The 22,275-nt window shown below is 71.2% G+C and carries 20 protein-coding genes; 12 read left to right on the top strand and 8 right to left on the bottom strand.

Features of this window, described 5'->3' with window-relative positions:
* Positions 1-144: 144 nt before the first annotated feature.
* The 4 genes from panD (at position 145) to ABD366_RS09435 (ending at position 2,197) form a co-directional block, all read left to right on the top strand.
* Positions 145-564, top strand: a complete 420-nt coding sequence (gene panD / locus ABD366_RS09450; RefSeq protein WP_324766274.1) for an aspartate 1-decarboxylase — start codon at positions 145-147, stop codon at positions 562-564.
* Between the two features lie 63 nt (positions 565-627).
* A complete protein-coding gene (locus tag ABD366_RS09445) occupies positions 628-987 on the top strand; it encodes a GNAT family N-acetyltransferase (protein ID WP_324766275.1) in 360 nt (119 codons plus the stop codon).
* Positions 988-1,049: 62 nt separating this feature from the next.
* A complete protein-coding gene (locus tag ABD366_RS09440; RefSeq protein ID WP_324766276.1) occupies positions 1,050-1,700 on the top strand; it encodes an aspartate/glutamate racemase family protein in 651 nt (216 codons plus the stop codon).
* 53 nt (positions 1,701-1,753) lie between these two features.
* Positions 1,754-2,197, top strand: coding sequence for a nitroreductase family deazaflavin-dependent oxidoreductase (locus ABD366_RS09435; RefSeq protein ID WP_324766277.1), 444 nt, complete (start codon positions 1,754-1,756; stop codon positions 2,195-2,197).
* Positions 2,198-2,712: 515 nt separating this feature from the next.
* Here ABD366_RS09435 and gndA read toward each other — a convergent pair.
* Complete coding sequence (gene gndA / locus ABD366_RS09430; protein WP_324766278.1) at positions 2,713-4,152, bottom strand: NADP-dependent phosphogluconate dehydrogenase; 1,440 nt, start codon at positions 4,150-4,152, stop codon at positions 2,713-2,715.
* 122 nt (positions 4,153-4,274) lie between these two features.
* On the opposite strand from gndA, the gene ABD366_RS09425 reads away from it, so the two are divergent.
* Together ABD366_RS09425 and ABD366_RS09420 are read left to right on the top strand one after the other, a co-directional pair.
* Positions 4,275-5,246, top strand: coding sequence for an acetylxylan esterase (locus ABD366_RS09425; RefSeq protein WP_324766279.1), 972 nt, complete (start codon positions 4,275-4,277; stop codon positions 5,244-5,246).
* A 98-nt stretch (positions 5,247-5,344) separates the two neighbouring features.
* On the top strand, positions 5,345-6,565 hold the full coding sequence (locus tag ABD366_RS09420; protein ID WP_324766280.1) for a transglycosylase family protein: 1,221 nt from the start codon (positions 5,345-5,347) through the stop codon (positions 6,563-6,565).
* Here the strand turns inward: ABD366_RS09420 and ABD366_RS09415 are convergent.
* On the bottom strand, positions 6,555-7,508 hold the full coding sequence (locus tag ABD366_RS09415; RefSeq protein ID WP_324766281.1) for a DMT family transporter: 954 nt from the start codon (positions 7,506-7,508) through the stop codon (positions 6,555-6,557). The genes ABD366_RS09420 and ABD366_RS09415 overlap by 11 nt on opposite strands.
* A gap of 283 nt (positions 7,509-7,791) precedes the next feature.
* Between ABD366_RS09415 and glgA the strand changes: the two genes are divergently transcribed.
* Both glgA and glgC read left to right on the top strand, forming a co-directional pair.
* Positions 7,792-8,955: a glycogen synthase gene (gene glgA / locus ABD366_RS09410; RefSeq protein ID WP_324766295.1), complete on the top strand. Its 1,164-nt coding sequence runs from the start codon at positions 7,792-7,794 to the stop codon at positions 8,953-8,955.
* 27 nt (positions 8,956-8,982) lie between these two features.
* A complete protein-coding gene (gene glgC, locus ABD366_RS09405) occupies positions 8,983-10,200 on the top strand; it encodes a glucose-1-phosphate adenylyltransferase (RefSeq protein WP_324766282.1) in 1,218 nt (405 codons plus the stop codon).
* Positions 10,201-10,209: 9 nt separating this feature from the next.
* Here the strand turns inward: glgC and ABD366_RS09400 are convergent, their stop codons facing one another.
* A complete protein-coding gene (locus ABD366_RS09400; protein WP_324766283.1) occupies positions 10,210-10,833 on the bottom strand; it encodes a TetR/AcrR family transcriptional regulator in 624 nt (207 codons plus the stop codon).
* Between the two features lie 135 nt (positions 10,834-10,968).
* Here ABD366_RS09400 and ABD366_RS09395 point away from each other — a divergent pair, with 135 nt between their 5' ends.
* On the top strand, positions 10,969-12,519 hold the full coding sequence (locus ABD366_RS09395; RefSeq protein WP_324766284.1) for an acyl-CoA synthetase: 1,551 nt from the start codon (positions 10,969-10,971) through the stop codon (positions 12,517-12,519).
* Between the two features lie 26 nt (positions 12,520-12,545).
* Positions 12,546-13,814, top strand: a complete 1,269-nt coding sequence (locus tag ABD366_RS09390) for an acyl-CoA dehydrogenase family protein (protein WP_324766285.1) — start codon at positions 12,546-12,548, stop codon at positions 13,812-13,814.
* Here ABD366_RS09390 and ABD366_RS09385 read toward each other — a convergent pair.
* On the bottom strand, positions 13,792-14,832 hold the full coding sequence (locus ABD366_RS09385) for an Lrp/AsnC family transcriptional regulator (RefSeq protein ID WP_324766286.1): 1,041 nt from the start codon (positions 14,830-14,832) through the stop codon (positions 13,792-13,794). The genes ABD366_RS09390 and ABD366_RS09385 overlap by 23 nt on opposite strands.
* Positions 14,833-14,945: 113 nt before the next feature.
* Between ABD366_RS09385 and ABD366_RS09380 the strand changes: the two genes are divergently transcribed.
* Complete coding sequence (locus tag ABD366_RS09380) at positions 14,946-16,148, top strand: M20 metallopeptidase family protein (RefSeq protein WP_324766287.1); 1,203 nt, start codon at positions 14,946-14,948, stop codon at positions 16,146-16,148.
* A complete protein-coding gene (locus tag ABD366_RS09375) occupies positions 16,145-17,614 on the top strand; it encodes an MFS transporter (protein WP_324766288.1) in 1,470 nt (489 codons plus the stop codon). Before ABD366_RS09380 ends, ABD366_RS09375 begins: the two co-directional genes overlap by 4 nt.
* Here ABD366_RS09375 and ABD366_RS09370 read toward each other — a convergent pair.
* Genes ABD366_RS09370 through ABD366_RS09355 form a run of 4 tightly spaced genes read right to left on the bottom strand, consistent with a single transcriptional unit; the run spans position 17,544 to position 22,158 of the window.
* Entirely contained in the window at positions 17,544-18,560 is a 1,017-nt protein-coding gene (locus tag ABD366_RS09370; RefSeq protein ID WP_411293611.1) for an ABC transporter permease, read from the bottom strand. The two genes, ABD366_RS09375 and ABD366_RS09370, sit on opposite strands and share 71 nt — an antisense overlap.
* 2 nt (positions 18,561-18,562) lie before the next feature.
* Positions 18,563-19,525 (bottom strand): ABC transporter permease, encoded by a 963-nt coding sequence (locus ABD366_RS09365; RefSeq protein WP_324766290.1) that lies wholly within the window; start codon positions 19,523-19,525, stop codon positions 18,563-18,565.
* Positions 19,518-21,056 carry a sugar ABC transporter ATP-binding protein gene (locus tag ABD366_RS09360; RefSeq protein ID WP_324766291.1) on the bottom strand — a complete coding sequence of 513 codons (1,539 nt, stop codon included), beginning with the start codon at positions 21,054-21,056 and terminating at the stop codon, positions 19,518-19,520. Before ABD366_RS09360 ends, ABD366_RS09365 begins: the two co-directional genes overlap by 8 nt.
* 1 nt (position 21,057) lies before the next feature.
* A complete protein-coding gene (locus ABD366_RS09355) occupies positions 21,058-22,158 on the bottom strand; it encodes an ABC transporter substrate-binding protein (RefSeq protein WP_324766292.1) in 1,101 nt (366 codons plus the stop codon).
* Between the last annotated feature and the right edge of the window lie 117 nt (positions 22,159-22,275).

The following is a 22,275-nucleotide window of genomic DNA, read 5'->3' as shown; positions in this document are numbered from 1 at the left end:
GCGAGCCGGGCCGCTGTGAGCCGGGCCGTTGTGACCAAAAAGGGGCCGGCGGGCACCTGTCCGGGAAGGGCAGCCGCTGTAAAGTGAGCGGACGCCCTTGACCTGCAATAACGCGGGCAGGGAGCCTATTTCCGGGAGTGCCCCATGCTGCGCACCATGTTCAAGTCCAAGATCCACCGCGCCACCGTCACCCAGGCCGACCTGCACTACGTCGGCTCGGTCACCATCGACGCCGATCTGCTCGACGCCGCGGATCTGCTGCCCGGCGAGCTCGTGCACATCGTCGACATCGACAACGGTGCCCGCCTGGAGACCTACGTCATCGAGGGTGAGCGCGGCTCCGGTGTCATCGGGATCAACGGAGCCGCCGCCCACCTCGTACACCCGGGCGATCTCGTGATCATCATCAGTTACGCTCAGGTCGAGGACGCCGAGGCGCGGTCGCTGCGGCCCAGGGTCGTGCACGTCGACCGGGACAACAAGATCGTGGCGCTCGGCGCGGACCCGTCCGAACCGGTCCCGGGCAGCGACACCGAGCGCAGCCCGCAAGCCGTGTCCGCCTGATCACAGGCCGGGCTGAGCGCCCGCCTCCCTGATTACCGCACCTGATCATCCGAGGAGCGCCCCATGAGCGGCATCGACACCGACCTCTACGACGACCGTGACCGGGGCCTCCTGACCGCCCGCGCGGGCGGGGCCGCGGGCGAGATCGTCGGGTACCTCCAGTACTTCGTGCTCGACGAGCCCGCGCCCGCCCTCGTGGCGGCGCACACCGTCGTGGACCGCGCGCACGAGGGCAAGGGCATCGCAGGCTCGCTCGCGCGCGAGCTGTACGCGCTGGCCGCCCGCGAGACGCTCGCCGTCGCGCCCCTGTGCTCGTTCGTCGCCGCGTGGGCGGAGCGGCATCCCGGCGAGGCGCCCGCCGCGCCCGCCGAACTGCTCGCCGCCGCCGAGGCAGCCCTCGCCGCCGAACCGGAAAAGTGGTGACCGGCCACGCCGACCCGCAAATGCGGTGACCCGCATCCGGCCCCGTCGATAGGGTGCCGGGCATGCTTCTCGCCCTTCTGCACACCTCACCTGCGCACATACCCGTCTTCGACGCCCTGCGCGACGCCGGTCAACCGGACCTCACGCTGCGCCATGTCGTACGGGAGGACCTGCTGGTGCGGGCTGGTGAGAGCGGTCCGGACTCCGTCGCGGGCGACGTGCGGGCGCTCCTGGAGGCAGCGCGGGACGACGGCGCGGACGGCGTGCTGTGCACCTGTTCCAGCATCGGCGGGGTCGCCGAGGACCTGGCGCCGGCGCTAGGCGTGCCGGTGCTGCGCGTGGACCGGCCGATGGCCGCGCGGGCCGTCGCCGCGGGGGACCGGGTCGCCGTCGTCGCCACGGTGCGCAGCACCTTCGCGCCGACCGTCGCCCTGGTCGAGGAGGAGGCCGCCCGGGCCGGGCGCGCCGTGGACGTGCGGACCGTCTTCGTCGACGGGGCCTGGGAGCGCTTCCTCGCCGGTGACCGGGACGGTTACCTCGACCGGATCGCGGCCGCCGTCGACGCGGTCGCCGAGTGCGACGCGATCGTCCTCGCGCAGGCCTCCATGGCCGACGCCGCCGACCGCGCCCGCACCGCGCTCCCGGTGCTCTCCAGCCCGGCCCCCGGACTCGATGCCGCGGCGATGGAATGTGCGTCCGTCAAAAGGGCTTAGGTTGGGCGGAGTTGCCGCGCAGCAACCGAGTGCGCCGTGCGAGAGGAGCCGACATGACCGGCAGTGACAGCGAGGTCGTCATCAGCCCCACGGGATGGGTGGCGGACCAGGCCCGTATCTACGAGGAGTCCGGCGGCACCAAGGGCGTCACCATGCAGGGCGTCCCGTGCCTGCTGCTCGACTACAAGGGCCGCAAGTCGGGGCAGTGGCGGCGCACCGTACTGATCTACGGCCGGTACGGCGACGACTACCTGATCGTGGCCTCCTACGGCGGCTCCGACCAGCACCCCATGTGGTACCTGAACCTGCAGGCCAACCCGGACGTACGGCTGCGGGTGGGCACCGAGCGGTTCACCGCGCGCGCCGAGACCCTGCCGGCCGAGGACAAGGCGCGGGTCTGGGACTCCCTCGTCGAGCTGTTCCCGAACTATGCGAACTACCAGAAGAAGACCAGCCGGGACATCCCCGTGGTGCGTCTGACCCGTATGGACGCCTGACCCGTACGGAGGCCTGACCCGTTCAGACGGCTGACGCGTACGGACGTCTGACCGGGCTCGGCCCGTCGGCGGAGTGGGCTCGGCCGGACGCGTGAGCTCGGCGGGCGTGGGCAGGCGAGGCGGGAGACAGTGGACAGGACCCCCTCCGAACCTATGGAGGCAGTGCGATGACCCAGCCGTTCCCCGATCCCGTCCCGCCGAACCCGGTGCCGGGGCCCGATCCCGTCCCGCCGAACCCCACCCCGGTCCCGGGGCCGGGGCCCGACGTCCCGGACCCGACCCCGGCGCCGAACCCCTTCCCGGCGCCGAACCCCGGGCCGGGGCCCGTGCCGCAGCCCCCGCCGGCCCCGGCGCCGCCGGGTCCGCAGCCGGATCCGGACCCGACGCCGCCGGAGCCCGAACCGTCACCCGTGTGAGGCAGTCACTGGTGTGAGGCAGTCACTGGTGTGAGGCAGTCACTGGTGTGAGGCAGTCACTGGTGTGAGTCACTCACCCCAGCAGGCCGGGGGTGACGCCTACGCGTCGGTCTCCGAGCGGTCGCCGCCCCACAGCGTGTGGAACGAGCCCTCGCGGTCGACCCGGCGGTACGTGTGCGCGCCGAAGAAGTCCCGCTGGCCCTGCGTGAGCGCGGCCGGCAGACGTTCGGCGCGCAGCGCGTCGTAGTACGCGAGTGCGGCGGCGAAGCCCGGCGTGGGCACGCCCTGCGTGGTCGCGGCGACCAGGACGGCACGCCAGTCGTCCTGGGCCGCCGCGATCTCGTCGGCGAAGCTCTTGTCCGACAGGAGCGAGACGAGGCCGGGCTCGGCCTCGTAGGCGGCGGTGATCCGGTCCAGGAACGCCGCCCGGATGATGCAGCCGCCGCGCCAGATGCGGGCCACCGCGCCCGAGTCGATGTTCCAGTCGTACTGTTCGCTGCCCGCGGCGATCTCGTGGAAGCCCTGCGTGTAGGAGACGATCTTCGAGGCGTACAGGGCCTGTTCGACCTTGTCGGCGAAGGCCGCGGCCTCCGACTCGCTCAGCGCCTTGGCGGTCGGCCCCGCCAACTCCTTGGAGGCTGCGCGCAGTTCGGCGTGGCCGGAGAGCGAGCGGGCGAACACCGCCTCCGCGATGCCGGACACCGGCACGCCCAGGTCGAGCGCGATCTGCACCGTCCAGCGGCCGGTGCCCTTCTGCTCGGCCTGGTCCTGGACGACGTCCACGAACGGCTTGCCGGTGGCGGCGTCCACATGGGAGAGGACCTCCGCCGTGATCTCGATCAGGTACGAGTCGAGGCGGCCGGTGTTCCACGTGCGGAAGATGTCGGCGATCTGCGCGGGGGAGTACCCGGCGACGTCGCGCAGCAACTGGTAGGCCTCGCCGATGAGTTGCATGTCGGCGTACTCGATGCCGTTGTGCACCATCTTGACGAAGTGGCCCGCGCCGTCAGGGCCGACGTGCGTCACGCACGGGGCGCCGTCCTTCGCCTTCGCGGAGATCTTCTCCAGCATCGGGCCGAGCGATTCGTACGACTCGACGCTGCCGCCGGGCATGATGCTCGGCCCGTGCAGGGCGCCCTCCTCGCCGCCGGAGACGCCGGTGCCGACGAAGTGGATGCCCTGTTCGCGCAGCTCCTTCTCGCGGCGGCGGGTGTCGGCGAAGTGCGCGTTGCCGCCGTCGACGATCATGTCGCCGGGCTCGAGCAGCGGCGCGAACTCCTTGATCACGGCGTCCGTCGGCTCGCCCGCCTTCACCATGATCACGAGGCGCCGGGGCCGCTCGAGGGCGGCCACGAAATCCTCGGCGCTCTCGGTCGGAACGAAGATGCCCTCCTCCCCGAACTCCTCCACCAGCTGGTGGGTGCGGGACGCGGTGCGGTTGTGGAGCGCCACCGTGTATCCGTGCCGCGCGAAGTTGCGGGCGAGGTTGCGCCCCATGACAGCGAGCCCGGTGACACCGATCTGGGCTGTAGTGCTCATGCCTGTCGCTCCTGGATTGGGAAATTGAAGATTTTTGTTCAGTTGCTGCGTGGCTGGGCGTAGCGTTGGCCTTCGCCCCCACACCACCCTCGTCTGCACTCTCTACGATGCTGGAGCCGCGCGTGCCTCATTTCGACCTGTCGCTCGACGAACTGCGTGCCTTCGAGCCCGCGTTGACGGCCCTCGACGACTTCGACGCCTTCTGGGAGAAGACCCTGGCCGAGGCCAGGGAGCACGACCTCGACGCGCGTTTTCGGCCCGTCGACGTCCCGCTCACGGCAGTGGACGTATTCGACGTTACGTACGCGGGCTTCGGCGGGCATCCCGTGAAGGGCTGGCTGATCCTTCCCGCGGGCACGACGGAGCCCATACCGGCCGTCGTCGAGTACATCGGCTACGGCGGCGGCCGGGGCCTGCCGCACACCCACCTCAGATGGGCCGCCGCCGGGTTCGCGCACTTCGTGATGGACACCCGCGGCCAGGGCAGCGGCGGCTCCGCCGGTGACACCCCGGACCCGGTGGGCAGCGGACCGGCGGCCCCCGGGTTCATGACGCGGGGTATCCAGGACCCGCACGAGTACTACTACCGGCGCGTCTACACGGACGCCGTGCGCGCCGTCGACGCGGCCCGCTCGCATCCGCTCATCGACGCGGACCGCATCGCGGTGACCGGCGGCAGCCAGGGCGGCGGCATCACGATCGCCGTGGCCGGACTCGTGCCGGGCCTGAGGGCGGCCGCACCCGACGTGCCGTTCCTGTGCCACTTCGGCCGCGCGGCCACGCTCACGGAGCGTCACCCGTACCGTGAGATCGCCCTCTACCTGAAGGCGCACATCGGCGAGGACGAGCGCGTCTTCCGGACGCTGTCGTACTTCGACGGCATGAACTTCGCGGCCCGTGCCACCGCGCCCGGACTGTTCTCCGCGGCCCTGGAGGACCTCACCTGCCCGCCGTCGACGGTGTTCGCGGCATACAACCACTGGGCTGGGGCCGAGCGCTCCATGGAGGTGTACGCCTTCAATGACCACGAGGGCGGCGGCCCCTTCCAGCAGGCCGTGCAACTACGTTGGATTCCCGGCCACTTGAGGGACTGAAAGCAGCCATCGGGGCTCCCGGCACTCTTGTCATGACGGTGTGGGAGCGGCTAATTTGCCGCTCCTACATGCCTGTGCGGGTTTCAGAGGGGGCTTTCATGGCGTTACGCGGCCGGCACCGCCGGTACCAGCCGAGCCGGGTCAACCGGGCGTCGCTGACCGTGACCGTCGGCGGCGCCGGCATGGCGATTCCGCTCATCGGGGCGGGGACCGCGCAGGCCGCGGACGTGCAGACGTGGAACAAGGTCGCGGCGTGCGAGTCGACCAACAACTGGAGCATCAACACCGGCAACGGCTACTTCGGCGGTCTCCAGTTCACCCGCTCCACCTGGGCCGCGTACGGCGGTACGGCCTACGCGCCCCGCGCCGACCTGGCCACGAAGGGCCAGCAGATCGCGGTCGCCGAGAAGGTCCTGAAAGGGCAGGGTCCCGGGGCCTGGCCGGTGTGTTCGGAGCGGGCGGGTCTGAGCCGCACGCCCGAGCGGCCCGCCCCGGTCCGCACCCCGGCCCGCACCGTCAAGGACGTCAAGCCCGAGGTGACCCCGCAGTCCGCCGCGGGGCGCGCCGAGTCGTACACCGTGATCGGCGGCGACACGCTCTCCGCCATCGCCGACACCCGCAAGGTGCCCGGCGGCTGGGAGCGGCTGTACTCGGCCAACCGCAAGACCATCGGCGCCGACCCGGACCTGATCATTCCGGGCCAGCGGCTCGCGATGCCCGACGCGTCCGCCAAGACCGCCGAACCCCGGACTGCCCCGCAGCCCCAGAAATCACAGCCTCAGAAGTCGCACCCCAAGAAGACTGAACCGAAAAAGACCGAACCCAGGAAGACCCAGCCGAAGAAGACCGAACCGCAGAAGGCGCAGACCAAAAAGGCCGAAACCAAGAAGGTCGCGGCCACCGGAACCGCGTCGCGCGGCGCCGTCGCCCCGGTCGACGCCCGCCTCGGCACGCCGTACCACGCGACCGGTTCCTCCTGGTCGAAGGGCTACCACACGGGCGTGGACTTCGCCGTGCCCACCGGCACCTCCGTCAGGGCCGTCGCCGCGGGCCGGATCGTCTCGGCCGGCTGGGGCGGCAGCTACGGCTACGAGGTGGTGATCCGCCACGCCGACGGCCGCTACAGCCAGTACGCGCACCTGTCGGCGCTGTCCGTGAAGAGCGGGCAGCGCGTCGTGGAGGGCCAGCGCATCGCCCGCTCCGGGTCCACCGGCAACAGCACGGGCCCGCATCTGCACTTCGAGGTGCGGACGGGGCCCGGCTTCGGCAGCGACATCGACCCGCTCGCGTATCTGCGGGCCCACGGCGTCAGGATCTGACGTTCCGGCCGGCCGAGTCGTCCGAGGGCGGCTTCGGCCGGCCCGGCAGGTTCTCCAGGGCGGCCGGGCTGTCCGGCACGGTCGGGGTGTGCTGCGCGATGACGTGCGCGGTGCGGTCCCGGCCGATGCGCTCGGTCGTCAGCAGGATCAGGCCGCCCGCCGCCACCACACCGCAGCCGAGCGCCAGCACCGTACCGATCGTGCCGTGCCGGAACGTCTCTCCGAACAGGGTGATGCCGACGGCCGCCGCGGCCACCGGGTTCACGACGGTCGCGGTCGCCAGCGGCGCCGCCAGGCCCGCGCCGCGGTAGGACGCCTGCGAGAGCAGCATGCCTGTCGTGGCCAGGGCCGCGATCGCCAGCAGGGTGCTCAGCTGTTCGAAGGGTTCGCCCGACCAGTCGACGGCCACGGACTTGGTGAACACCGACGCCATGCCGAACGCGCTGCCCGCGGCGATCGCGAGCAGCACCGCGCGGACCACGGGATGCCGGTGCGCGGCCCGCGCCGACATCATCAGGACCAGCACGCCACCGGCCGTGATCAGGCCGACAAGGAGTCGCTCGGGACCGTCCAGCGAGTCCTCGGAGGCCGAGCCGGTCAGCGCCAGCAGGCCCGCGAGCCCGACCGTCGCCATGATCGCCCCGCGCCAGGCGGTGGCCCCGGCCCGGCGGCGTACGAACAGGGCCGCCATCGGCAGCGCGAGCACGATCGTCAGGGCGCCCAGCGGCTGCACCAGGCTCAGCGGACCGTACGCGAGGGCGATGACGTGCAGCAGCGCCCCCAGGCCGTTCAGACACCCGGCACCCCACCAGGCGGGCCTGCGCAGCGGCGCGTACGCCGAGTCGGGCGAGGTCTCGGCGACCCGCTCCTGCACGATCGCCCCGCCCGCGTAGGCCACCGCGGAGACCAGGGAAAGCAGCACGGACAACGCCAGGGCACTCATCGGGTGCCCCCTGCCGTGTGGTGCGGCGCGCGGTCGGTTTCCATACCCTCTACGATCTCTCGCGCCCGCGTTCCTGTCGTCCGACCTGAGCACGCATTGCGTCCTACTACCGATGGAGTACGCCGTCTCCTGAGTCATCCCCAGGACGGGTGCTCGCGGGGAGGTCGGGGGCCCCATGACCGTACGCACTCTTCCCCGCCGGGCGTCCATGGGTGACCATGACACCCGGAGCGAGCACGACCGACCGATGAGCCTGTGGGACGACCGGAGACGGGAGCCGCGCGTGCGCGTGGGACTGCTCAGCAGGGAGTATCCGCCGGATGTCTACGGCGGCGCCGGGGTCCATGTCGAGTTCCTGGCGCGGGAGTTGCGCCCGTTGGTCGACCTGGAAGTGCACACCTGGGGCGAGGGCACGGCCGACGGGGTGCGCCGCCACCGCGCCTGGTCCGCGCTCGAAGGGGCGAACGACGCGCTGCGGACCCTCTCCGTGGACCTGTCCATGGCCGCCGCCCTCGAAGGCCGCGACCTCGTGCACTCCCACACCTGGTACACGAACCTCGCGGGCCACCTGGCCGCCCTCCACCTCGGCATCCCGCACGTGATGACCGCGCACTCGCTGGAACCCCTGCGTCCCTGGAAGGCCGAGCAGCTCGGCGGCGGTTACGCCCTGTCGTCCTGGGCGGAACGCACGGCGATCGAGGCCGCGGACGCCGTGATCGCCGTGTCGCGGGCGATGCGCGACGACATCCTCGCCTGCTATCCGGCCCTGGAGCCCGAGCGGGTGCACGTCGTGCACAACGGCATCGACGTGACGCTCTACCAGGCCGACCCCGGCACGGACGTGCTGCGCCGCTACGGCATCGACCCGGGGCGCCCGTACGTCATCTTCGTCGGCCGCATCACACGCCAGAAGGGTGTGCCGCATCTGCTGCGCGCGGCCCGCGAACTGGCGAAGGACGTGCAGCTGGTGCTGTGCGCGGGCGCGCCGGACACACCGGAGATCGGGCGCGAGTTCCGGGAACTGGTCACGGAGTTGAAGAAGACCCGCGACGGCGTGTGCTGGATCCCGTCGATGCTGCCCCGCGGTGAGGTCGTCCAACTCCTCACGCACGCCGCGGTGTTCGTGTGCCCTTCCGTGTACGAGCCGCTCGGCATCGTCAACCTGGAGGCGATGGCCTGCGGGACCGCGGTCGTGGCGTCCGGGGTCGGCGGCATCCCCGAGGTGGTGGCGGACGGGGAGAACGGGGTACTCGTCCCGTACGCGGAGGCGGACCCGGCGGCGTTCGAGGCCGGCCTCGCGCGCGCCCTGAACGAGGTGGTCGGCGATCCCGGTGCGGCCCGCCGGATGGGGGAGGCCGGCCGGGAGCGGGCGGCGACGGAGTTCGGCTGGGCCGCGGTGGCCCGGCGCACGGTCGGGGTGTACGACGGGATCCTCAACGGCGCGTGAAGCGCCGTGACTCGAAGGGGGCTGGTCATGCGCGGTGGGCCTTCGGTACTCGGGATCGTACTGGCGGGGGGAGAGGGGAAGCGGCTGATGCCGCTGACCGCGGACCGGGCGAAGCCCGCGGTGGTGTTCGGTGGCACCTACCGCCTGGTCGACTTCGTCCTGTCGAACCTGGTGAACGGAGACATCCTGCGGGTCTGCGTGCTGACGCAGTACAAGTCGCACTCCCTGGACCGGCACGTCACCACGACGTGGCGGATGTCGAGCCTGCTCGGAAACTACGTGACACCCGTCCCGGCCCAGCAGCGGCTCGGCCCGCGCTGGTACTCGGGCAGCGCCGACGCGATCCTGCAGTCCCTCAACCTCGTCCACGACGAACAGCCCGACTTCATCGCGGTGTTCGGCGCCGACCACGTGTACCGGATGGACCCGCGGCAGATGCTCGCGCAGCACATCGAGTCCGGCGCGGGCGTCACCGTCGCGGGCATCCGGGTGCCGCGCGCCCAGGCCCCGTCCTTCGGCATCATCACACCGGCCCGCGACAGCACCCGCGTCGAGGCGTTCCTGGAGAAGCCGACGAACCCGCCGCCGCTGCCCGGTGGCGGCGACCAGGTGTTCGCCTCGATGGGCAACTACCTCTTCACCACGAAGACCCTCGTCGACGCGTTGCAGCAGGACGCCGAGGACGACGACTCGGCGCACGACATGGGCGGTTCGATCCTGCCGATGCTCACCGAGCGCGGTGTCGCCCAGGTCTACGACTTCGACGAGAACCGGGTGCCGGGCGAGACCGACCGGGATCACGCGTACTGGCGTGACGTCGGCACTCTCGACACGTACTACGAGGCCCATATGGACCTCATCTCGGACGAGCCGATGTTCAACCTGGACAACCGGCGCTGGCCGATCTACACGCACGCCGGTCAGCTGCCCCCGGCGAAGTTCTGCGCGGCGGGCATCGCGAGCGAGTCGATCGTCAGCCCCGGCTGTGTCATCCGCGGCCAGGTCACCGGCTCCGTCCTCTCCCCGGGCGTGACGATCGAGGACGGCGCGGTCGTCCAGAGCTCGGTCCTGCACGACAACGTGCGGGTCGGCCGGGGCGCGGTCGTGCGCGGCGCCGTCCTCGACAAGAACGTGGAGGTCCCGGCCGGGGCGACGATCGGCGTCAACCCGATCAGGGACGCCGAGCTGTACACGGTCTCGAAGAACGGTGTGATCGCCCTGGGCAAGGGCCAGGCGGTGCGCTGACGCGGCCGACTACTGCGCATCCTGGGCCGGCGGCTCGCCCTCGAAGCCGTTGGCCCAGTAGCGGCCGCGCAGTGACAGATCGAGCAGCATCTTCGTGGCCTCCTCCGGTTCCATCGGGCGGGGCTGCGACTCCAACCACCAGTGCAGCACGGCTAGTTGCTCGCCCACCCAGGCGCGGGCCAGTACCTCGACGCTGATCCGGGGTGTGACCTCCTCGTGGGCGGCGCGCGCCCAAAAGACCCCGGCCGCCGCCTCCGTCTGCGCCGCGGTGAACTGGCGCAGCGCCCGGCCGTCGCCCTCGCCGCGCAGGATCATCCGGTAGGCGTCCCGCTCCTCCTGGGCGTGCCGGAAGATCTCCAGGGCCGGCTTGCCGGTGAACCCCACCTCGGAGCCGAGCTCCAGCGGACGCAGCCGCTCCGCCAGCTCGTCGAGCAGGTCCGTCACCACGCGGTCGAGCAGATCGTCCTTGTCCGTGTAGTGGCTGTAGAAGGTGGCCCGCCCCAGATCGGCCCGCTCAGTGATGTCCTCCACGGTCACGGCCGCGTACCCCCGCTCCAGGACCAGTGAGACCAGTGCGTCCCGCAGCAGGCGCCTCGTGCGGCGTACTCGTCGATCGCCCGCTTGCGGCGGCATGGTCCCGGCTCCTCTCGCGTCCCCTTCGGTGGCGGCAGCCTACACCGGATCATTGACAGCCCGACGGTTTCTGTACACGCTGTCCATTACTGGCCGCCATGATGATGATCGTGGCTGAGAGCAGGGGAGCAGCCCGTGAACCTGGGTGCGTACATCACTCGAAGCAGTACCTTCCAGCCCGATCGCGAAGCCCTGATATGCGGCGAACGCAGGCTCACGTACCGGGAGTTGGAGGGGGCGACCAACCGTCTCGCTTCCGCTCTCATCGGGCGCGGGCTGACGCCGGGGCAGGCCGTGGCGACCTACGCGGGCAACTGCGCGCAGGCCGTCGAGACCGAGATGGCCCTGAGCAAGAGCGGGCTCGTACGCGTGCCGATCAGCCCGCGGCTCTCCGTCGACGAGGTCGCGCACATCCTCGACGACGCCCGGGTGCGCGTGCTGTTCGTGGACACCGAGCGCCTCGACACGGCCCGCGCCGCACAGTGGAGGGCCACCACGGACTGCCTGCTGATCACGTACGACGGCGGAGACGTCCTGACGTACGAGGAGTTGCTGGGGGAGGGGGACGAGGCGGCCGTCGCCGTCGAGGTCGGCGAGGACGATCCCGCCGTACTCAACTTCACCTCGGGCTCCACCGGCCGGCTCAAGGCCGCCGTACAGACCCAGGGCAACCGGCTCGCCAACATGCGCAAGCGGATGATGAGTTCGGAGAGCGCGCCCGCTGCCGGGGAGCGCTATCTCGCCGCCGGGCCCATCACCCACGCCCCCGGCATGCCCTTGCTCGCGTCGCTGGCGAACGGCTCAACGGTGGTGGTCCTGCCCCGCTGGGACACCGAACTGTTCCTGCGGACCGTCGAGCGGGAGCGGATCACCTCGACGTTCCTCGTGCCGACGATGCTGAACATGCTGCTCGCCCACCCCGCCACCGCCACGGCCGACCTCTCCAGCCTGAGAGCGCTGCACGTGGGCGGGGCTCCCGTCGCGCCGCAGCGGCTGCGGGACGCCGTAGCGACGTTCGGGCCGATCGTCGCCCAGCAGTACGGGCAGGTCGAGACGACCAGCGGGATCACGCTGCTCACCCGCGACGACGTCCTCGCGGGCACCACGACCGACCCCGACCTGCTGCTGTCCTGCGGCCGACCCGTCTACGACACCGAGGTACGGATCGTGGACGAGACCGGCGCGGCCGTGCCCGCGGGGACCGTCGGCGAGGTCATCGCTCGCGGACCCGACTGCGTACGGGAGTACTGGCACGAACCCGAACTCTCCTCGCAGACCTTCAAGGACGGCTGGGTGCACACCGGTGACCTGGGACATCTGCGCGCGGACGGCTATCTCTTCATCGTCGACCGCAAGAAAGACATGATCATCTCCGGTGGCTACAACGTGTACTGCAGCGAGGTCGAGGCCGTCCTGTACACGCATCCCGCGCTCGCCGAGGTGTGTGTGGTCGGAGTCCCCGACGAGCACTGGGGCGAGGCCGTCAAAGCCGTCGTCGTCCGCAGGCCGGGTGCCGACGTCGGCGAGGACGAGATCGTCGCGTTCTGCGCCGAGCGCCTGGCACGGGTGAAGAAGCCCCGGTCCGTGGAGTTCGTCGACGCGCTCCCCGTCAACCGCAACGGCAAGATCGACCGCCGCGCCGTCCGCGCCCGCCACTGGGCCGGCGCCGAACGCCGCGTCCACTGACCCCCGGCCGACAGGAGAGCGCCGTCATGCCCTTCACCCTCACCCCGTCCTACGACGACAACCCGCGCCTGCAAGACCTCGTGGACCGCCTGCGCGACTACCTCGACGGTGAACTCGCCGCCTACGAGGCCGAAGCGGGGCTCGTCCCGGAGAGCACCTACACCCGCGCCGTCCTCGAACCCGTCTGGCGCCGCAGCCGCGAACTCGGCTTCTACGGGGTCCACTTGCCACCCGAACACGGCGGCCTCGGCCTCACCCACACCGAACTCGCCGCCCTCAAGGAGGAGGTGGGCGCCTCCGGGCGGATCCTCCAGCACAGCGTGCTCGGCGACATGGGCGGGCCGCTGCGCGCCGGGTCCATCATCGAGTACGCCACCGGACACCAGCTGGAGAAGTACCTGCTGCCCGTCGTCCGCGGCGAACGCGCCTGCTGCTTCTCGCTGACCGAGACCGACGCCGGGTCCGACGTACGGGCCATGACGACGGTCGCCGTACCGGACGGGGACGGCTGGCGTCTCACCGGGCACAAGGTGTTCTCGTCCGCGGGCCCGTTCGCCGACTTCTCCGTGCTCATCGCGCGGATGGCGGGCGGGGCGACGGAGGAATCCGACGCCGAGCCGGTGTTCTCCGCGTTCCTCGTCGATCTCGACGCGCCGGGCTGCACGGTGCTGCCCGGACAGACCCCGATGTCAGGGGAGCACATCGAGGCCGACATCGTGCTCGACAACTGCCGTGTCGGACCAGGGCAGTTGCTGGGCTCGGTGGGGGACGGGCTGCGCATCGGGCTCGGCCGGGTCACCACCAACCGGCTCCTGCACTGCCCGACCGTCCTCGGGCTCGCCCGCCGCGCCCTCGACCTGACACTCGACTTCGCCCGCACCCGGCAGGTCTTCGGCGCCCCGCTCGGCGCGCTCCAGTCGGTCCAGCACAAGCTCGCCGACATGGCCACCGCCTACTACGCGGCCCGCAGCATGACCTACGACGCGCTCGCCGCCCTGGACGCCGGGGCGAAACCCCGTACGGAGGCGTTCATGTGCAAGCTGTTCGTCGCCGAGAACGCGTTCCGTATCGCCGACGAGGCCGTGCAGATCCACGGCAAGGCGGGGCTTGTGCGCGGCGCCGAAGTGGAGTGGATCTTCCGCAGGCTACGGATGTTCCGGGTGCTCACCGGATCCTCCGAGATCCAGAAGAACGGCATCGCCCGGAACCTGCTCATGCCGACGCCACCGTCTTCAAGCCCGCTCGTGCCGGCAGCACCGTCTCGCAATCCGCTCAGTCCGGCGCCACCCCTCTGACGTCGATCGGCACGGCGCCGACGCGGTAGCCGCGTTCGTCCAGGAGATGGCCGTTCAGCTTCATCGGCCACAGTGCCACCGCCCGGTCCACCACCGTCAGGGCGGGGACGCGCTCGGCGAGCCGCACCTCAAAGCGCTGCGCGTCGTCGAGCGAGCGGACCCACGCGATCACCTTGAGGTTGTGGCGGCCCACCACCCCCGCACACAGCCGCACCTCACGCGCGCCCGTGACCTGCTCGGCCACCCCTCGCAGATCACCGGCCGCCACCTGTCCCCACAGGATCAGCGACACCGGCCACTCCGAGAGCGGCCGGGCCACCTCGCAGCGGGTCTGCGCCATGCCCGCGGCGAACAGCCGGTTCACGCGGCGGCGCACCGTGTCCGGGCTGGTCCCGCACCGCTCGGCCAGGACGCGGTGGCTCGCCCGGCCGTCCACGGACAACTCGGCGAGCAACGCGTGGTCGAGATCGGTCAGCGCGAACACTTGCGCGTCCGCGCGGGCGGGCGCCGAGCCCGTGAGGCGGGCGACCTGCGCGGAGTCGAGCGCGCGCAGCCGCCACCGGCTGCCTTCCGTGTAGACGGTGCTCGCCAGATGGGTGCGCGTGGCGACGATGCCTTCGAGCGAGCCGAGGCGGTGGGTGACCCAGCGGGTGAGCGCCGGGAGGTGCGGCGCGAACACCGTGAGCAACAGGTCGCGTCCGCCGCTGACGTGCTCGACCGCCGCCACGTGCCGCTCCGCCGTCAGGGCGCGGGCGACATCGGGGAGGCGGCCGTTCGCGCAGTCGACCTCGACGAACGCCAGGCACCCCTGGCCGGAGTCGGCGACGACCGGCGCCGGATGACAGCTGACCCAGGCGGCCCCCGCTCGCGTCAGGCGGGCCCAGCGTCGGGCCACCGTCACCGGATCCACCCCGATCGCCGCGCCGACCCTGGCCCACCCGGCCCGCGGCGCGATCTGCAGAGCATGCACGAGGGCCTGATCGAGGCCGTCGAGCACTCCGCCGAATTCCTGCGCCATCGACCCACCCCTGCGTTTTCCCTGCGATTTGCGACCCTTACCTGCGCCAGGGCTCCACCCTGAACGCCATTCCCCGCCGTCCCGCCGGACCGTACCAGGAGGTTCATCCCCGTATGTCGATCACCGAACGCGCCGCGGAGCTCCAGCCCGAACTCGTCGAGCTGCGGCGCGCCCTGCACCGCGCACCCGAGCTCGGCCTCGATCTGCCCCGCACCCAGGAGAAGGTCCTCACCGCCCTCGACGGGCTGCCCCTGGAGATCACCCTCGGCAAGGACCTCAGCTCCGTCACCGCGGTGCTGCGCGGCGGCAGGTCCGGCGGCGCCGTGCTCCTGCGCGGTGACATGGACGCCCTGCCCGTCACCGAGAAGAGCGGGGTCGCTTACATGTCCCAGGTGCCGGGCGCGATGCACGCCTGCGGCCACGACCTGCACACCGCCGGGCTCGTCGGCGCGGCGACGCTGCTCGCCGAGCGCCGCGAACACCTCCACGGCGACGTCGTGTTCATGTTCCAGCCGGGGGAGGAGGGGCACAACGGCGCGGGCGCCATGATCGAGGAGGGCGTCCTGGACGCCGCCGGCAAACCCCTGGATGCCGCGTTCGCCCTGCACGTCGCCGCCAACCGGCTGCCCGGCGGCCTCGTCGCCACCCGGCCCGGCACCGTCACCTCCGCCTCCGACGTCCTCAGCGTCACGGTCCGCGGCAAGGGCGGCCACGGCTCGACGCCCGCCAGCGCCAAGGACCCCATCCCCGTAGCCTGCGAGATCGTCACCGCGATGCAGACCTGGGTGACGCGCCGCTTCGACCTCTTCGACCCGGCCGTCGTCACCGTCGGCACCTTCCACGCGGGCACCCAGCAGAACGTCATCCCGGAGACCGCCGAGTTCCAGGCCACCGTACGCAGCTACTCCGAACAGGCCCACGAGCGACTCGTCGAGGGGCTGCCCCGCCTGGTCCGCTCCATCGCCGAAGCACACGGCGTCGAGGCCGAGGTGGTCTACGACGTCATGTACCCGGTGACCGTCAACGACCCCGGCGAGACCGCCTTCGCCCTCGACACCGCGCGCGACCTGCTCGGCCCGACCCAGGTGTGGCAGGCACCCGACCCGGCCAACGGCTCCGAGGACTTCGCGTTCGTCCTCCAGCGCGCCCCCGGCGCGATGCTCCTGGTCGGCGCCGCCCCCGAGGGCGTCGACGCCGCCACCGCACCCATGAACCACTCGCCGCTCGCCGTCTTCGACGACCGGGTCCTCCAGCGCCAGGCCGCCCTGCTCACCGTGCTCGCCGAGGAGCGTCTCGCACGCGGAGCCGCGGCATGAGCGCGCCGGCCGGAACACCTGCCCCCAAGGTCCGCGCCGTCGTCGGCCTGCTCGTCGCCTTCGAGCTGATCAGCGGCTTCCTTCAGGGCGCCGCCGTGCCCCTGGTCCCCGACGTCCAGAAGTGGCAGGGCATCAGCACGGGCCAGGCCCAGTGGTTCACCACCGTGCAGTACCTCGCCGCCGCCATCAGCGTGCCCGCCTTCGGGCGCCTCGGAGACCTGTACGGGCACCGGCGCATGGTCCGCGTCGCCCTCGGCACGATCGCCGCCGGCACTCTCCTCGTGGCCTGCGCCCCGAACCTCGGCGTCCTGCTCCTGGGCCGCACCCTGATGGGCCCCCTCGCCGCGCTCCTGCCCCTGGAGATCGGCCTCGTACGGGACCGGCTCACCGTCGACGGCGGGCGCCGGGCCGTAGGCCTCCTGGTCGGCTCCCTCACCCTCGGCACCGTCCTCGGCCACGCCCTCGTCGGCCCCCTGCTCTCGCTCCTCGGCGACCTGCGCGCCACCCTGTTCGCGCTCGCGGCGCTCGCCGTGGCCTGCGTCGCCGTGTCGTTCACCGCGGTCCCCGAGTCCCGCACCCGCGCGAGCGGCCGCATGGACTGGTCCGGCGCGGCCCTGCTCGCGCTCGCCCTGGTCGTCCTGCTCGGCACGGTATCCCGCGGCTCCGCCTGGGGCTGGCTGTCCGCGCCCACGCTAGGCGGCCTGCTCCTGGCCGTCGTCCTCCTCTGTATATGGACCCGGCTCCAACTCGCCCGCCCGCACGCCCTGGTGGACGTCCGCGCCCTTGCGCGCCCGCAGAGCGCCCCGTACTACGCGTCCGGATTCGTGCTCGGCGCCGTGATGCTCGGCGGGCAGAGCGTCGCCGTCAGCTTCATGGCCGCGTCGACGGGCGACGAGGGATACGGGTTCGACCTCGCCGCCTGGCAGATCAGCCTCTACGGGGTCGCCCCGAACATCACGGCCTTCGCCGGGTCCGCGCTGTGCGCCGCGCTCGCCGTCCGCATCGGGTACCGGCGGCTGCTCCTGCTGGCGTTCGCCCTGCTCACGGCCGGGTACCTCGGACTGATCGTCCTGCATGGCGGGCTCGTGCCGTTCGCCGTCGCCAACGCCCTGATCGGCTTCGGCTGCGGGCTCGCGCTCGGCGGACTGCCCACCGTCATCGTGGAGGGCAGCCCCGCCGACCGCACGGCCAGCGCCACAGCCGTCTACAACAACCTCAAGACACTCGGCGGCAGCATCGGCGGCGCCGCCTTCGCGGTCGCCCTCGGCGCCCTGGTCATCGGCTCGACGGACACCCCGACGCTGGCCGCGTATCTGACGATCTGGACCTGCGGAGGCCTGGTCTGCGCGCTCGCGGTGGGGCTCCAACTGCTCGCCCGCAGACCGAAGTCGGGCCTCACAGCACCCGGCGCCGCCGTCCCAGCCACGTCTGCGCGATCACCACGAGCGCCAGGAACGCCCCGCTGACCACCTGCTGATAGGCGGAGTCGAGCGACCCGATCTGGTTGATCACGTTCTGGATCACCTTGAGGAGGAGCACGCCCACCAGAGAACCGCTGATGAACCCGAACCCGCCCGTCAGCAGGGTGCCGCCGATGACGACCGCCGAGATCGCCTCCAGCTCCATGCCGGAGCCGAGGATCGTCACGCCCGACACCAGCCAGGCCGCGTTCAGCGCGCCGGCCAGGCCCGCGCACAGACCGGACAGCGTGTACACGCCGATCTTCGTGCGGGCCACCGGCGCGCCCATCAGGGCCGCCGCGTCCTCATTGCCGCCGACGGCATACACGTACTGTCCGAACCGGGTCCGGCGGAGCACCACCGCGCCGAGCACGAACAGGGCGAGCGTGATCCAGACCGGCAGGCCGATCCCGAACAGCTTCTCCTGGCCGAGCGAGGCGAAGACCGTCGACTTGTCGACGAGGTACGTCTTCGAGCCCTCGTCGGTGATGGCCAGGAGGATGCCGCGGGCGCCGAGCATCGCCGCGAGGGTCACGATGAAGGGGGCGAGGCGTGAGCGGGCGATGAGCAGCCCGTTGACCAGGCCGATCAGACCGCACACCGCGAGCGGCAGCAGCAGCGCCACCAGCGTCCCGTACTGCGAGCCCCAGGCCGCGAGGACACCGCCGAGCGCGAACAGTGAACCGACCGAGAGGTCGATGCCGCCCGTGATGATCACGAAGGTCATGCCGAGCGCGACGACCGCGAGGAACGCGGACGACAGCGCCATGTTCTCCAGGTTGTCGCCGGTCAGGAACGTGTCGAAGGAGAGCGAGGCGGCGATCACCGCGATCACCAGTGTGACCAGGGCGCCGTGCTGTTGGGCGAGCGCGCTCAGCCGTTCTGCGCGCGTCGCGCCGAGCGGTTCCTCCGCGGCGTCCTTGGCCGGCTGTGCCGCTTCGACATCGGTCATCGTCATCGCTTCCCCCGTTCCCTGGCCGCGTAGACGGCGAGCACGATCACCACGGCCTGGGCGATCTGCGTCCACGACGGCGGCAGGTCGTGCTTGATGAGCGTGGCCGTCAGCAGCTGGATGAGGACCGCGCCGGCGACGGTGCCGCCGATACGCACCCGGCCGCCGGTCAGCGGGGTGCCGCCGACCACGACCGCGGTGATCGCGGAGAGTTCCATCAGATTGCCGAGCGAGGTCGGGTCGCTCGCGGTGAGGCGGGCGGTGGCCAGGACACCGGCGGTCGCGGCGAGCACGCCCGACACGACGTAGACCAGGATCAGGACCCGCCGCACCGGCAGGCCCGCGAGCTTCGCGGCCGGACGGCTGTCGCCGATCGCGAGGAGCTGGCGGCCGAACGTGGTGCGCCGCACGACGAAGGCGACGAGCAGCGCGAGGGCCGCCGCGATCAGTACGAGATAGGGGATGCCGAGCACGTCCCCGGTGCCGAGCGAGCGCAGGCCCGGGTCGCGGACGTCCTTGAGCTGAGGCAGCAGCACGAGGGCGAGACCGCGGCCCGCGACCATCAGCGCCAGTGTGGCGACGATGGGCTGGACCCCGATGAACGCGATGAGCGCGCCGTTCGCGACGCCGATCACGGCGCCGCCGATGAGCGCGGCGATCAGCGCGATCCACACCCCGTAGCCGAGGTAGAGGGAGATCAGCGAGGTGGCGAGCGCCATCACGGAGCCGACCGACAGGTCGACGCCCTCGGTGCCGATGGCGAGCGCCATGCCGAGCGCCACGATGAGGACCGGCGCGACCTGCACGGCCTGGGTGCGGAAGTTCTCCGCCGACAGGAAGTGCGGGGTGAAGGCGATGTTGGCCAGGAGCAGGACGGCGACGCCGGCGTAGACGCCGTACTCCTGGAGCAGGCGAAGGAGCCGGGCGCGGTCGACGCCCGCCCTGCCGAGCGACAGGTCAGTCAACGGTCGGCCCTCCAGCGGGGGTTGCGGCGATGGCACGCATCAGTCGGTCCTCCGTGACCGCGTCACCGGTCAGCTCCGCGACCACCGCGCCGTCCTTGAGGACGACGACCCGGTCCGAGCCCTCGATCAGCTCCTCCGTGTCGGAGGAGATCAGCAGGACGGCGAGCCCGTCGTCCGCCAGCTCGTCGATGAGTCTCTGCACCTCGGCCTTGGCGCCGACATCGATGCCACGGGTCGGCTCGTCGAGGAGCAGCACCTTCGGGTTCATCGCGAGCCAGCGCGCGAGCAGCACCTTCTGCTGGTTGCCGCCGGACAGTTCGCCCACCTTCTGGTGCGGTCCGGCCGACTTGATGCGCAGGCGCTTGACGAACGTGTCGACGATGCGGTCGATCCGGGCCTCGTCGACGAGGCCGAACCGGGACAGGCCCGGCAGCGCGGCGAGCGCGATGTTCTCGCGCACCGACAGACCCGGCACGATCCCCTCGGCCTTGCGGTCCTCGGGAAGCAGGCTGATACCGGCCCGGATCGCGGCGGGCGTGGAGCCGGTACGCACCTGGGCGCCCGCCACCGTGACCCGGCCGCTGTCCGTGGGCAGCGCGCCCGCGATGGCCTTCGCCGTCTCGCTGCGTCCGGAGCCGAGGAGACCGCCGAGGCCGACGACCTCCCCGGGACGGACCTCCAGCGAGACGCCGTGCAGCTGGTGCTGAACCGTCAACTCCTGTGCACGCAGGATGGGTTCGGCCGCCGCGTCGTGTTCGCCGGAGAACTTGGTGAGGCCCTCGTCCTGTACGTCGCCGATGTCGCGGCCCAGCATGAGCGAGACCAAGCGCAGCCGGTCCAGGTCGGCCAGCTTGCCCGTGTGCACGAGCTTGCCGTCCCGGAGCACGGTGACCGCGTCGCAGACCTCGTACAGCTCGTCGAGGCGGTGGCTGACGTAGACGACGGCGATGCCGCGCTCGCGCAGCATGCGGATGACTCCGAAGAGCGTCTGCACCTCGCGCGGTTCCAGCGACGACGTCGGCTCGTCCATGATGACGACCTTCGCGTCGACCGAGACCGCGCGGGCCAGGGCCACCATCTGCTGGGCGCCGATGCCGAGTTCGCGCAAGGGGCGCTGCACGTCCACGCGCACACCCAGGTCGCGCAGGGCCGCGTCCGCCTCCCGGTGCATGCGCCGGAAGTCGATCAGGCCGAGCTTTCCGCGCGGCTCGCGGCCCATGAACAGGTTGCGGGCCACGCTCATCAGGGGGACGAGGTTGACCTCCTGGTAGATGGTGGAGATCCCCGCGTGCTGTGCTTCGAGAGGGGTGGAGAAACTGACCTCGCGGCCGTCGTAGGTGAGCGTCCCGCCGTCGCTGTCGGCGGCCGGGTCGGGCTGGTACACGCCGGTGAGGACCTTGATGAGCGTGGACTTGCCCGCCCCGTTCTCCCCGATGAGGGCGTGCACCTCCCCGGCGCGCGCGGTGAAGTCGACACCGTCGAGAGCGCGCACGCCGGGGAACGTCTTGCTGAGGTTCTTTGCGGACAACATGTCAGAACGCCTTGTTCAGATCCGTCTTGGCGTTGTCCCCGGTGTACGCGCTGTCCTTGATAACGATGTCCTGGCCGACCTTGTCGCCCTTGGTGAAGGAGTCCAGGGTCTGGAAGGCGAGCGGACCGAAGCGCGGGTTGGACTCGATGACGCCGGAGATCCAGCCGTCGACGATGCCCTGCACCGCGTTGCGCGTGCCGTCGACCGTGACGATCTTGACGGCACCGGCCTTCTTGCCCGCGCTCTTGAGCGCGTTGACGGCGCCCAGGCCCATCTCGTCGTTCTCGGCGTAGATACCGCTGATGTCGGGCTTGGACTGGATGAGCTGCTCGGTGACCTGCTGGCCCTTCTCGCGGGCGAACTCGCCGGTCTGCTTGAAGACGACCTTCAGACCGGGCGCCTTCGCCTTGATCTGGTCCTCGAAGCCCTTGGTGCGCTCGGTGGTCACGTTGTTGCCCGCCGCGCCGAGCAGGATCGCGATGGTGCCCTTGCCGCCGGTCGCCTCGATCATCTGGTCCGCGGCGCGCTTGCCCTGCTCCACGAAGTCCGAGCCGATGAAGGACACGTAGTCCTTGCAGGCCGCCGCGTTGATCTTGCGGTCGACGGTGACGATCGGGATGTGCTTGGCGCCGGCCGCGCGCAGCACGGGCTCCCAGCCGTCGGAGTTCAGCGGCGCGATGACCAGCAGGTCCGCACCCTTGGCGATGAGGTCCTGGACGTCGCTGATCTGCTTGGAGAACTGCGACTGCGCGTTGGCCGTCAGCAGCTTGATACCGCGCTTCTCGGCTTCCGCCTTGATGGAGGCCGTCTCGGCGATACGGAACGGGTTGGCCTCCTTCTCGGACTGCGAGAACCCGACGGTGGCGCCCTTCAGGTCGAGCTTCTTGCCGCCGTACGTGGAGATGTCGCAGGTCTCGCCGGTGCCGGGGGAGGCCACCTCCTGCCCGGCGTTCTCGTTCTGCGCGCTGGAACTCCCCTTGTCCGAATCGGAGTTGTCGTCCTCGGACTTGGCGCATCCGGTGGCGAGCGCGAGGCTCGCGACGAGGCCGGCGGCGAGCAGGGCCTGGGAGGAAGTACGGCGAAATCGTGCGGTCTGCGTCATGTGGTGGTCCCCAAAACGGCACGGCCCGGCGCGTCAACGCGCTGACGGGGTGGATGTGTTCGACCAGTCGAAACAGCGGTACAGGGGAGGTTTTTACATCGTTGGAAGGATGCTGTC

Origin of the sequence: Streptomyces kunmingensis (genome assembly GCF_039533535.1) — a bacterium.
GTDB classification, from domain to species: Bacteria; Actinomycetota; Actinomycetes; order Streptomycetales; family Streptomycetaceae; genus Streptomyces; species Streptomyces kunmingensis.
This window is presented reverse-complemented; position numbering and strand designations above follow the sequence as displayed.